This is a genomic window from Mycobacterium sp. 852002-53434_SCH5985345 (genome assembly GCF_001667155.1).
GTDB lineage: Bacteria > Actinomycetota > Actinomycetes > Mycobacteriales > Mycobacteriaceae > Mycobacterium.
The window spans coordinates 393,277-404,980 of the sequence record NZ_LZIE01000074.1; the positions used below are offsets into that span (position 1 = coordinate 393,277).

12 protein-coding genes are annotated in these 11,704 nt (G+C 69.9%); 8 read left to right on the top strand and 4 right to left on the bottom strand.

What is annotated here, in order from left to right; all coding sequences use genetic code 11:
- Window positions 1–19: 19 nt before the first annotated feature.
- Window positions 20–805 carry a hypothetical protein gene (locus A5756_RS19265; RefSeq protein WP_066955896.1) on the top strand — a complete coding sequence of 262 codons (786 nt, stop codon included), beginning with the start codon at window positions 20–22 and terminating at the stop codon, window positions 803–805.
- Here A5756_RS19265 and A5756_RS19270 read toward each other — a convergent pair whose 3' ends face one another.
- On the bottom strand, window positions 806–1,549 hold the full coding sequence (locus A5756_RS19270) for an enoyl-CoA hydratase/isomerase family protein (protein WP_082948185.1): 744 nt from the start codon (window positions 1,547–1,549) through the stop codon (window positions 806–808).
- Between the two features lie 14 nt (window positions 1,550–1,563).
- Window positions 1,564–1,944 carry a hypothetical protein gene (locus A5756_RS19275; protein ID WP_066955903.1) on the bottom strand — a complete coding sequence of 127 codons (381 nt, stop codon included), beginning with the start codon at window positions 1,942–1,944 and terminating at the stop codon, window positions 1,564–1,566.
- A gap of 142 nt (window positions 1,945–2,086) precedes the next feature.
- Between A5756_RS19275 and A5756_RS19280 the strand changes: the two genes are divergently transcribed.
- The 3 genes from A5756_RS19280 to A5756_RS19290 all read left to right on the top strand — a co-directional run bounded on the left by A5756_RS19280 (window position 2,087) and on the right by A5756_RS19290 (window position 5,705).
- A complete protein-coding gene (locus A5756_RS19280) occupies window positions 2,087–2,566 on the top strand; it encodes a lipoprotein LpqH (RefSeq protein WP_066955905.1) in 480 nt (159 codons plus the stop codon).
- 95 nt (window positions 2,567–2,661) lie between these two features.
- Window positions 2,662–4,353, top strand: coding sequence for a hypothetical protein (locus A5756_RS19285; RefSeq protein WP_066955907.1), 1,692 nt, complete (start codon window positions 2,662–2,664; stop codon window positions 4,351–4,353).
- Entirely contained in the window at window positions 4,335–5,705 is a 1,371-nt protein-coding gene (locus A5756_RS19290; RefSeq protein ID WP_369828695.1) for a CHAT domain-containing protein, read from the top strand. The genes A5756_RS19285 and A5756_RS19290 overlap by 19 nt, the downstream gene beginning before the upstream one ends.
- Before the next feature lie 3 nt (window positions 5,706–5,708).
- Here the strand turns inward: A5756_RS19290 and A5756_RS19295 are convergent, their stop codons facing one another.
- The gene (locus A5756_RS19295; RefSeq protein WP_066955912.1) at window positions 5,709–6,047 is read right to left on the bottom strand and encodes a hypothetical protein; all 339 of its coding nucleotides are present in this window, start codon (window positions 6,045–6,047) and stop codon (window positions 5,709–5,711) included.
- Between the two features lie 44 nt (window positions 6,048–6,091).
- Between A5756_RS19295 and A5756_RS19300 the strand changes: the two genes are divergently transcribed.
- The 4 genes from A5756_RS19300 to A5756_RS19315 are packed head-to-tail and all read left to right on the top strand — an operon-like array spanning window position 6,092 to window position 10,285.
- Window positions 6,092–7,417, top strand: a complete 1,326-nt coding sequence (locus tag A5756_RS19300) for a hypothetical protein (RefSeq protein WP_066955914.1) — start codon at window positions 6,092–6,094, stop codon at window positions 7,415–7,417.
- A complete protein-coding gene (locus tag A5756_RS19305; protein ID WP_066955916.1) occupies window positions 7,414–8,553 on the top strand; it encodes a hypothetical protein in 1,140 nt (379 codons plus the stop codon). The genes A5756_RS19300 and A5756_RS19305 overlap by 4 nt, the downstream gene beginning before the upstream one ends.
- 29 nt (window positions 8,554–8,582) lie before the next feature.
- Window positions 8,583–9,650 (top strand): dihydrodipicolinate reductase, encoded by a 1,068-nt coding sequence (locus A5756_RS19310; protein WP_066955918.1) that lies wholly within the window; start codon window positions 8,583–8,585, stop codon window positions 9,648–9,650.
- The gene (locus A5756_RS19315) at window positions 9,647–10,285 is read left to right on the top strand and encodes a cutinase family protein (protein WP_066955921.1); all 639 of its coding nucleotides are present in this window, start codon (window positions 9,647–9,649) and stop codon (window positions 10,283–10,285) included. The genes A5756_RS19310 and A5756_RS19315 overlap by 4 nt, the downstream gene beginning before the upstream one ends.
- Here A5756_RS19315 and A5756_RS19320 read toward each other — a convergent pair.
- Entirely contained in the window at window positions 10,280–11,554 is a 1,275-nt protein-coding gene (locus A5756_RS19320) for a serine hydrolase domain-containing protein (protein WP_066955924.1), read from the bottom strand. The genes A5756_RS19315 and A5756_RS19320 overlap by 6 nt on opposite strands.
- Between the last annotated feature and the right edge of the window lie 150 nt (window positions 11,555–11,704).

The window sequence follows — 11,704 nt, forward strand, 5'->3', positions numbered from 1 at the left end:
AACCAGCATGAGGAGGCTTATGGGGCGCAAGGTCGCCATCCCGTGGCACGCGTCGTTCTCGATCGCTGCCGGCGTCCTCTATTTCTTTTTCGTGTTGCCCCGTTGGCCGGAGCTGATGGGTGACACGACGCACTCGTTGGGGACGGCGCTTCGGATCGCGACGGGGGCGCTGTTCGCCCTGGCCGCGCTGCCCGTGGTGTTCAACCTGCTGCGGGTGCGCAAGCCGGAGCTGGGGACGCCGCAGCTGGCCCTGACCCTCAGGGTCGCCTCGATCGTCGCCCATGTGCTGGCCGGCGTGCTGATCATCGGCACCGCGATCAGCGAGATCTGGCTGAACCTGGACACCGCCGGACGGTATCTGTTCGCGATCTATGGCGCGGCGGCCGCGATCGGATTGCTCGGGTTCTTCGCGTTCTACCTGTCGTTCGTCGCCGAGTTGCCGCCGCCACCGCCGAAACCGATCAAGGCGAAGAAACCCAAAAAGAGTCGGTCGCGCCGAAAGGCCGGCGAGGAAGACGGCGAACCCGCCGACGAGGCGGAGACCGAAGAGGCGGAGACCGAAGAGGCGGACGCCGGCGAGCCGGCGGAAACCGAGGCCGTCAAGGCAGAGACTGCCGAAGAGCCGGCGGAAACCGAGGCCGTTAAGGCAGAGGCCGCCGAAGAGCCGGCCCAGGAGGCCGAAGCGACCGACGCGACCGAGCCCAAGTTGCGCAACCGCCGCCCGACGGGCAAGGGGTCGCACCGGATGCGTCGCCGGCGCACCAGGGGCGGCGTCGCCGTCGAAGAAGCCCTCGACGAGGAATAGTCAGTCGCGCCGCCGCAGGCGCTCCACGTAGGCGGCGATGCGTTGCAGGGTCCCGTCCGCTCCCCACATCTGGCGGACCTCGTCGTCGACACCCCGGCCGTCGCGGATCCGCGCCATCGTCGGGGCCCGCAGCTGGGTCTTGGTCTGCCGATAGGCGTCGGCCGGGATGCCGCCGAGATCTGACGCCTCCGCCACGGCCACCTCGAGAAGATCGTCTTCGACCACGCGATGGGCCAGCCCGCGGGCGACGGCCTCGGCACCGCGATAGGCGCGCCCACCCAACAGCACCTCCTCGGCGCGATCGCCGCAGGCATATCGCATGACCTCCAGCGCGGCGACCGGAAACGGCACCCCGACGCGTACCTCCGCCGCCCCGATCTGCGCCTCGGGGCCGATGAGGCGGCGGTCGCAGGCGCACGCGAGCACGCATCCGCCCGCGATGGCGGCGCCGTTGATCGCCGCGACGCTCGGGCCAGGGTAGGCGAACATCGCCTCGAATGCCGCCGACAACGCGGGGACCAGCCGATCGGTGTAGCCGGCGCCGCCCTCCACCACCCGGTTGAGGTCGACCCCGGCGCTGAACGCCCGGCCGGCGCCGGTGACGACCAGCGCGCCGGCCTCCGAGCGCCCCAGATCGCGAACCGCCAGGGTCAGCTCGTCGAGCAGCTCGACGTCCTGGGCGTTGACCGGACCCGACGACAGGGTCAGCACCTGCACGGTTCCCACCGTCTTGATGTCGATCATCGTCACATCCCCGATCAGCGGCTCACGGCCGCGATGACGACCGGGATATCGGTGTTCTCGTCGGTGAGATAGCTCGCGCACACGCGGTGGTAGCCGTCGGCGATCTGTAACGGGGCACCGGTCGAAAAGTCACCGCGCACCAGCAGGATGGGCGACAGCGGTTGGCCCTTCTCGATCTTGGTCAGGTCGGCCGCGACGTGGGGATTGTCGGCGGACAACAGGCCCAGCCGCGCCGCCCGGAGAATGTCTTTGGCCTTGCGGTGCGTGACGGTGCCGGCTTTCAGTTTCTTGATCACCTTCTTGACGGTTGCCGAGTCCGCCAGCATGGTGAGGTAGTCCGCCGCCGCCGGAAAGTCATGGGCCTCAGGGTTTTCCAGCCACTTCACGCTCAACATCGCATGCTCCCTTCGCCTGCGCCGACCCCGACGCAGCCTACCGGCTCGACGCCGCGAAATTGGGATCGGTAGCGAATCGGCAGGTCTCTACTTGCGCCATGGCGACGCCATCGGGGCGGCGCATGAAGGAAGGGGACCGCAAGTGAAACGTCTTCTCGCGGCTGCGATTGGGACACTGGGCGCCGCATCGGTGCTGGTGGGGTGTTCCAGCGGCGGCCACACGGCCAGCCCGGCATCGAGCACGGCACCGAGCGTCGCCAACGGCGGCGGGGCGCAGGTCAAAGTTGGCGGCACTGACCTGGCGGGCCTGGACCCGGCCTCGGTGACCTGCGTCCGGACCGGCGGCAAGATCGACATCGGCAGTGGCTCCAGCGGCGGACGGCAGGCGCTGGCCGTCGTCATGACCGACGAGGCCACCCCTAAGGTCGAGTCGCTGGCAATGGTCGTCGATGGCAACGCCCTGTCGGTCAGCAACAACATGGGCGCGAAGGTCGGCTCGGCCAACGTGTCGGTGGACGGCAAGACCTACACCATCAGCGGCCAGGCGCAGGGCGCCGACCTGAAGAACCCGATGGCCGGCATGATCAGCAAGGACTTCAACATCAAGGTGACCTGCGGCTGATCGGTTGCGGACCGAGTGGCGGACGTGCCTGGATCAGCGTCCGCCGCTCGCCGCTTTCCCTGCCCGGGCGGCGCCGGCGGACTTATGATGCAGCCGTGTCGATCCCCGACGAATTGGACAACGCGCGCCGCCTGGCGTACGCGGCCGACGAAGCCGGGGCGCGCGATCTGCTGCTGTCCTTGATACCGCGCATCGAGCGGGAAGACCGGGACGATCTGATGCTGGAAGTCCTCGCGCAACTCGGCGAAATCTACCTCGAGCGCGGCGCGAATGACGGCGTGCGCGAATCCATCCGGCGAATTCAGGACTGCGTGGCGATCTACGCGAGCATGCCCGCCGATGCCGGGACCACACACATGATCCGCCGGTACTCGCGCCGGGCCGAGTTTCTGCAAGCCGGACTGGCCGCGGCGATCGGCGATCACGAGGGCGCGGCGGCAGCGCTGGCGGCGTTGGACGACGGCGCGGACGTTCCCGCGCTGGCCGACGAACACGCCCGCCTGCGCATCCATGCGTTGGTGCTGTGCGCGACCGCGCTTTGCGACGACGACCTGCATGCCAGGTCGGTCCCGTTGTGGGAGAATGTGATTCGTGACCTAGCGGGCTACGGTGAAAGCGGCGACGCCGCCGACCACCTCCGGGTCGTCGCCGGCATCGGGTACGGCCGGTTCTGCGTCCAAACGGGCCGGCTGCCGGAAGCCGACCCCTGGCTGCGTCGCGCGGAAGCCCGCGCACGGGCCAACGACTGGGAACTGGCCACAGCGCAAGCACAATTGGAGCGGGCGGCGGCGTGCTGGGCAGCCAACGACCACGCAGGCACGGAGCAACTGGTGTCGGAGGCCTATCCCGTCATCGGCCGCCACGCCCGGGCCCACGAGGTCGCCCGCTGCTGGTTGTATATGGGGCTCACCCGACTAGGAGCCGGCGCCCTGGAAGCCGCCGACGAATGCTGGGAGAACGCCGAGCGGCACTGGCGCGAACTGGGAAAGCCGCTTTATCTGCACCGGATCTTGTTGCAGCGCAGCTGGATAGCGATCTTCTGGAGCCGCTTCGCCGACGCTGTCGAGCTGATCGCCGAGGCCCGCGAACTGCTCGACTCGTCGCCGCGCAGCAGTTGGCTGCAGTACGCGCTGCTCGACAATCATCTCGGCACGGTGTGGCGTGCGGACGCGTTGGCGGACCTAGGCTTCGACAGCTCGGGCGATCCCGACGAGACGCTGCAGGAGACCGAGGCCCGGCAGGCGGAGGGACTCGGCATCCTCCACGGCGAGATCGGCACCGACGAATACTGGCGTGGCATGACCAAGCTGCAGCAGGCCGCCGAGCTCAAGGTCCCCGCCGCCCTGGCGGTCGACTCGGTGCGGTACTCCATCGTCGACGCCGACGCGAGATCACGCTGGGCCGCCAGCATTTCGGCCCCGGTCCTGGCCGGCGCCTTCGCCGTCGCCTGGGAATGGGAGAACACCGAACTGATCAGTCAGCTGGTCGAATACCACAGCGCCCGAGGGACTTTCGGTACCGGCTTGCAGCGGCCGCAAACCGGCGAATGGGCGTCGACGGCCACCGCCCCCGTCCCCCTCGACGCCGATCCGGAGCCGGCCCCCGTGCTGGCCGCGGCCGGTTCGCCGGCCCCCGGCGGCGCATCGCTGACCCGGCTCGGACCGTTGCCGCCGTTGCGGATGCAGCCCGACACCGAGCCGATCCTGAGCCATTATCGGGCGCTGGCATTGCAACGCTACGGCCGTGACGTCACCGCGACCGAGCCCGCCTGGTCGACCTGGCCGTGAGCGACACCGAGCGGGCCACCCTGATCCTGCGGTACGCCGACGTCGGGATCGCCACCTACGCCAGCCTGCGTGTCGTCGGCCAGCCGTCACGAACCGTCAACTGGGTCATCGAAGAGCCGCTGTTGCTGGCCGCGCTGGAAGAACTGGCGAACGCGCTGCCCGAGCCGCACGGCTCCGAGAGCCCGAGGGACGCCATCGAGCGCGCACTGACCACCGGGCCGTTCGCGACGGCGGAGAGCGAGCTGACCCTCGCCTACATCCTCGGGGTGCTGCTCATCGGCTCCGCCGGCTGGCAGTTGCTCGCCGAGTGCGTGGACACGCCGCGCGCCGCCCTGTTCGTCTCGCCCAGCGCGCGGCTGGCCCGGGTCCCGTGGGGGTTGCTGGCGGTGCCGAAATCGGGCCCCAGCAAGGAGGAATTGGTGCGCGCCCGCCAGGAGGCCATCACCGCCAGCGGCCGGGCCGCGGCCCGGATCCCCTGGCAGCTCGCCGATATCGGGAAACACACCGACGGCTATCGGCTGATGGAACTGGTCGACGTCCTGATGGCGGTCCCGCCGAACATCGTGCACTCACCGCGGGCGCCCGCCGGATGGGACGCCAGGAAGGACGGTCCGCCGCTGCTGGTCCTCGACCCCAGGGTGCCGGGGCAGCGCCCGGATTCCGCGCTGGGGTCGGTACTGGGCAGGCCGGCGCCGGACACGCCGCTGGCGCGGCACTTCACCGGCGTGCTGGAACAACGGCCGGTGCTGCCGGCCATTGAATCCCCGGCGGCCGCGGTCGAACTGTTCCGCCGGCAAGACGCCGATCGCACATGGCTGGCCAAGCTGCTGGCTCAGACGCCTAGCAGGCTGCTCTACGTGGGCCACGCGAGTTCGGCGGACGGCCAAGCCGATCGGGCCGCGCTGCACCTGGCCGATACCGCCGGCGTCCCGGGCGACGCCGACGCCATCGGTGATCACCGCCCGCTGACCGCGTCGGACCTGATGGCCCTGCAACTGCCGATGCCGCCGCGGGTGGCCCTGCTCGCGTGCGGATCGGGCGGGGACTACCAATTCGACGAGGCCTCCGGGCTGGTGGCGGCGATGATCCTGGGCGGCGCGCAGTTGGTCACCGCCACCCTGTGGTCGCTGCCCACCACCGCGGCGTACCGCCAGTTCACCACGGCCACCGCCGATCCGATGGCCGACGTCGTGGCGGCCGTCGATCACGCGCATGGCGCCGAAGGAGACGCCGGCTGCGCGGTGAACCGTTGGCAGCGCGAACAGATGCGGCGCTGGCGCGACGGCGAGGCCACGGCGAGCCCGCTGTACTGGGGTGCGGTGGTCAGCTTCGCGGTGGACGGCGCACGGTAGCGCTCACAGCGACGCGACGAAGGCCGCGTGCACTGCCAGCACGTCGTCGGGCAGCGAAAGTTCCTCGCGCGCAGCGGGATCGAACGCCACCAAAACGACCAGACCGGGCCGCAGCATCGACACGTCGAGATCGTCGCCGCAGCGCGCCAGCTTGCCGATGAAGGTCTCCCCGGAAACGGCGACCACCTCGATGAAAACCTGACGTTCGACCGTGCGCACGGTACCGACCCCGACGGCGCGGTCCCCGCCGCGGCGGCGCCGGGCGCACCTGAGCCGATCAACCAGCACCAACAGCTTGTTCATGCGACCAGGGTGAAGCCACCGACCGGCTACCGAACCCAAGTTTTCGGCTGCCGCGTTTCGCGAGATGCCCCTATTCTGTGCACATGACCGCGGATTCGCAGCTGGCCGTCGCAGTCGGTCACCCACGTCGGTCGGTGATCGACGCGGCGTGGCGGGCGATCGGCCCGGGTGTGGAGGTGCTCAGCAGCGACGACGGCGGCCCGTTGAGCCGCACCGTCAAACGCATCATCGACCCGCTGGTGCTCCGCTTGCGGTCGAACCCGCAATATTCGGCTCCCGTCGTCACCACCGAGACGGCCGCGGCGATGCGTGACCTGATCGTCGGCAGTGGCGCCGAAATGCGCTCAGCCGCAGCGTGGTTCGAGGTTCTCAAAATGGAGCGCCGCCGCCAGCGCATCCGCACCGGAAACGCCCAGGAACTGTACTTCCCGGTGTGCTTCGAGCTAGCGGTGACGAAAGGCCCACCGGCACCGCATGATCGCGAGACGGCCGCGGCGGTGCTGGGCGACGTCCACCAGGGCCGCGACCGCACGGCGATCGAGGTGCTGCACCAATACGTGGCCGATCCCGAAACGGTCGCGACGCTGGCCGAACAGCTCGACCGCAGCTGGCGCGACGTGCGGGCCCCGGAAACAGCCGGGGCCGCCGGCACCGCCCCCTTCCTGGCCGAGCTCACCACCGTGCTGGGGCCGGCTAACAGCCACCGCACCGCGACGGCGCGGCAGCGCGTCTGGTCGGCGATGATCGCCGACGCCACGCCGTACAACCTCGGGGCCCTGGCCCGCGTCGAGGCGGCGGAACTGCCGTGGTCGATCGTCGAACTCGGTCTGAGTTCCGTTGCCCCGCAACGCCCCCCGCAAGTCGCGGGTGACTCCAACAGCGACCGGCCGCTGGACCGCAGCGTTGTGGACCGCGTGCGCGCGACCCTGCGCCGCGCCCTGGACCGCGACGCGCTGCCCGATATCCCCCTGCTCTGCGAGGAGGAGGTCGACCGGGCCTGCGCGCCCTGGGGGTTGATGGCCGAGGACAAGCAGGCCACGCTCGTCGCGGGGATCGAGGTGGCGGTGGAGCTGGCCCCGCTGGACCCGTCCGCCGCCAGCCGCTACACCCTGGCGGCGCAGATTCAGGCGCGGTTGCGCAAGGAGGCCTACGTGCTGCACGCCAGGCGCTACCTCGCCGAGGGCGGTCCCATGCATCCACGCCAACGGCAGGTGGTTGACGACCTCGCCGCCTACGCACAGCCGTACCTGAGCCGGCTCTGGGCGCGGCTGCACGGGCGCGACGTGTGGCAGGAGCCCTGCGACGACGTCGATGACGTTCGATCGCTGCTCGAAGGCGTCGCGCGCTCGGTGAGCCTGGACCACCGGCAGCGGATCAAGGCGATGCTGGAATTGCAGGTGGCCGGATGAGATTGGTTGCCGATTCCGGCCTGTGGAGCACCGGACCCGTCAGCGAGGCGACGCCGCTGGCCGCGGTGCTGGAGGTCAGCGGCGCGGTGCTGTCGTGGACTTTGGACCAGCCAGGCGAGCCGGACGCTGCGGCAACCCACATCACGTTCACCGATTTCGGCCGGGCCGACTGGCTTTGGCGGATCCTCGGCGAATCCGGACACGTCGCCCTGGCTTCGGCGGTCGGGTCGGCGGACGACCCGCACGGCATCGACCTCGCCGGCGTGGACATCCTGCCGGGCTCGGTCGCCACGCTCCGCAGGTTGGCCGTGGGCCATTGGCTGCGGCGCTGGTGGCCCGCCAGCCGGCGCGACGGCATCGCCGGGCTCGACCGCGCACTGCTGGACCTCGAGGTCGCGTTGCTGACCGCCGGCGCGCAGGGCTTCTTCGCCGACGACACCTTGGATTCCGACGTCGCGGGATTGCTAGCGCCGCATGCCGACGCCCTGGCCGCCCACCTCGCCGACGGTGATCCGCGCGCGCTCGATCTGGTGCGGGCGGGCGCCGGCCTGGCCGACGAACTAGGGGTGGACGGCCCCGGCTGGCCTGAACTCTTTGCTGCCCTTGATGATTCGAGTACACCCTTGAGCGTGCCGAGCGGCCGTCGCGACGACTACGCCCTGGCCGCCGGGGCGGGCGCCGGCCCGCGCGCCGCAGCTCCGATCGCCCACGGCACCGCGTCCGTCAGCTGGGGCGGGGTGCCGCCCGGCATCTTCGACGCGGGCGAGAACACCGTCGACTGGACGATCGGGGCGGCCGGGACGGCCGTCGCGGCACTGGTGCGGGCGGCCGTCATCGGCCCGGACGCGCCCACCGGTGTGCAGGTGCGACTGCGCTCCGGCGCCGTTTCCGGCGCCGGAGTCTTGGACGCCGACGGCCGAGCGACCCTCCCCCTGATCGACGGCGCGCAACGTCCGCTCACGGAATCGGCGGCGTGGGACCATGATTGGTCGGCGACGTCGGTGCTCGTCGGGGTCGATACGACGGAATCCCCCGAGACTCGGGAACGCGTGCGGCGGTGGGCGCGGGCGCGGCTGGACCGGCCGGCCCGCGACGCGTTCCTCGCCGAAATTCTGGCGGCCGAATCCGCCTACTAACGCCGGTCCCGATTCCCTATGCTGAGCGAGTGCCAAACAACTATCGAGTGGTTCAGTGGAACACCGGCAATGTCGGCAAGAGCTCGCTGAAGTCGATCGTCGCCAACCCCACCTATGAACTGGTGGGCTGCTACGCCTGGTCGGCGGAAAAGGTCGGCCGCGACGCCGGCGAACTGGTCGGGATCCGGCCGCTGGGCGTGGCGGCCACCAACGACGTCGACGCGCTGCTCGCGCTGAAGCCGGACTGCGTGGTCTACAACCCGATGTGGATCGACGTCGACGAGCTCGTCCGCATCCTGTCCGCGGGCGTCAACGTGGTGACCACGGCGTCGTTCATCACCGGGGGAAACCTCGGGAACGGTCGAGAGAAGATAGCGGAGGCCTGCGAGAAGGGCGGCGCCACCATTTTCGGGTCCGGCGTGAGTCCGGGTTTCGCCGAGCTGCTGGCCATCGTGTCGGCGATGGTGTGCAACCGGATCGACAAGGTCACGGTGAACGAGGCCGCCGACACCACCTTCTACGACTCACCGGAGACCGAGAAGCCGGTGGGCTTCGGCCAGCCGATCGACCACCCCGAGCTGTCGGCGATGGCGGCGAAGGGAACGGCCATCTTCGGCGAGGCCGTCCGGCTGGTGGGCGACGCGCTCGGCGTCGAGCTCGACGAGGTGCGCTGCGTGGCCGAGTTCGCCCAGACGACGGCGGATCTCGAAATGGCGTCCTGGACCATCCCCGCGGGCTGCGTGGCGGGCGTCTACATCAGCTGGCAGGGCATCGTCGGTGACACCACCCTGATCGACCTGAACGTGCGGTGGCGCAAGGGACAGACGCTCGAACCCGACTGGAAGATCGAACAAGACGGCTGGGTCATCCAGATCGACGGGCAGCCGACGGTGACCACCAAGGTCGGCTTTTTGCCGCCGCCGTACTTCGAGGCGACGACGATCGAGGAGTTCATGGACCTCGGCCACATCATGACCGCGATGCCGGCGATCAATGCGATCCCCGCCGTCGTCGCTGCGGCGCCGGGCATCGTCACCTACACCGATCTTCCGCTGACGCTGCCGCGTGGGAACGCCTATGTCAGCATGAAGCGGTGATTGCAAAGCCCTTCGTCATCGGTGTTGCGATCGCGGTGACCTCGGCGGCATCAGGCGGGGGGCTGAACAGCCCTGGCGCTCATGCCGATCCGTGTCCCGCCGTCGAGGTGGCGTTTGCCCGCGGCACCGGCCAGCCCGCGGGTGTCGGCACCGTGGGCCAGGCGTTCATCGACGCGCTCGGCTCCCAGCTTTCCGGCCGGTCGATGGGTGTCTATCCGGTGAACTACCCCGCGACTGAGGCTTTTGCGGCGAGCGCCCAAAACGGTGCCGATGACTTGGTTGCTCACGTAAAGGACATGATCGGACGCTGCCCCAGCACCCGAATGGTGCTCGGCGGATTTTCGCAGGGCGCGGGTGTGATCGATCTGGCCACGCCGGCCATGCCGCCCCAAGCCGCCGACCATGTCGCGGCGATCGCCGTCTTCGGCAATCCGACCAGCGCACTCGCGAATCGCTTGTCGGGCGCCGTGTTTCCCCCGATCGGTCCGCCGTACGCCGCCAAGACCATCGACATGTGCGCCGCCGGCGACCCGGCGTGTTCCGACGGCTCCAACATCAACGTCTTCGCGCACGGCTCGTATGTGCAGTCCGGGATGACGGCGCAGGCCGCGAACCTCGTCGCGGCCCGGTTATAGAACCGCCTTGCGCCGAGTGGGTTTGGCGTAGGTGGCCCCGAGCTGCGGCACCCGCAGCGGGCCCTGATCGCGGGCCGCCAGGATGGCGTTCCGCAGCGGACGGGCCAGGCCCGCAAAGGATCCCATGTCGAACAGCAACGGCGTCAACAACCGGTTGTGGACGAAGCCGAACGAGCTGCCGGCCTCGGGGTCGGCCCAGCCGAGCGTCCCGCCGAGACCCACGTGGCCGAAACCGCGCAGCAAACCGGGGACCGGCGATTCGTGGTACCCGAGGTGAAATGGCATGGGCACCACCATGTTCGCGTCCGGCCACTTCCGTCGCGCCTGCCCGGCCAGGCCGCGCGCCAACTCCTCGGACAGGTACTTCTTGCCGTCGATGCGACCGTCGTTGGCCAGCACGGCATACATCTTCGCCAGCCCGCGGCCGGTCACCACGCCGTTGGCGGCGGGGACCTCCCCGTCGAGGAAGGGAGTGTCCCCCTTGATCAGGGAGACGACGCCGGGAAAGTACATCGCGCCCAGTGCGCCCGAGAACGGCAGGCCGGCCATTTTGGGTGCGATGAAGTTGAACACCGGGGCGCGCAGCCTGCCCTGCGGTATCAGGATTTCCGCGGGCTTGGTCGGCGAGCCTTCCGGAGGGCGGCCGAGGTGCAAGCCGTCGGTGTTGAGGGGACGCGCGACCTCCTGGCGGATCAGTTCCCGCATGCCCTTGCCCGTCACCGCCCTGGCCAGGCCGGATAACAGCCATCCGTAGGTCAGCGCGTGATAGGCCTGAACGCCGCGCAAGTGGTCGACCGGCGCGGCGGCGAGGCGTTCCTCCATCAGGGCGTGGTCCATCAACTGCGCCTTGGTGACGCCGCGCAGGTGTGACAACCCGGAGCGGTGCCGCAAGACGTCGCGGACCGTGATTTCCGTCTTGCCGTTCGCCGCGAACTCGGGCCAGTATTCGGCGACGGGCTGGTCATAGGACAGCAGGCCGCGGTCGGCCAGCCGATGGATCACCGTCGACGCGACACCCTTGGTCGCCGAGAACACCATCGCGCCGGTGTCGGCGGTCCAGAGCTCGGTGCCGGCCCGGTCCGACCAGCCCGTCCAGACGTCGACGACGGGCACGCCGTCGATGTAGACGCTCAACGCTCCGCCACCGAACCGGCGCCCGGGAAACAGCTGCGCGAACAGCTTGACCACGTTGCCGAAATGGGGGTCGGCCGCGCCGGAGACACCGCGTGGCAGACCATCGCCGGCGACCAGAAGAGCCGACGGTTTCACGGTGCCGCGCCGCCCCGCTACCACGAGGACGAAGCTATCAGCCGCCCCCAGCGAATTCGGGCGATTCGCCTAGCCGGGCGGCTCGGGGGGCTCCGGGGCGGCGCGGCACCGTGAAACCGTCGGCTCTTCTGGTCGCCGGCGATGGTCTGC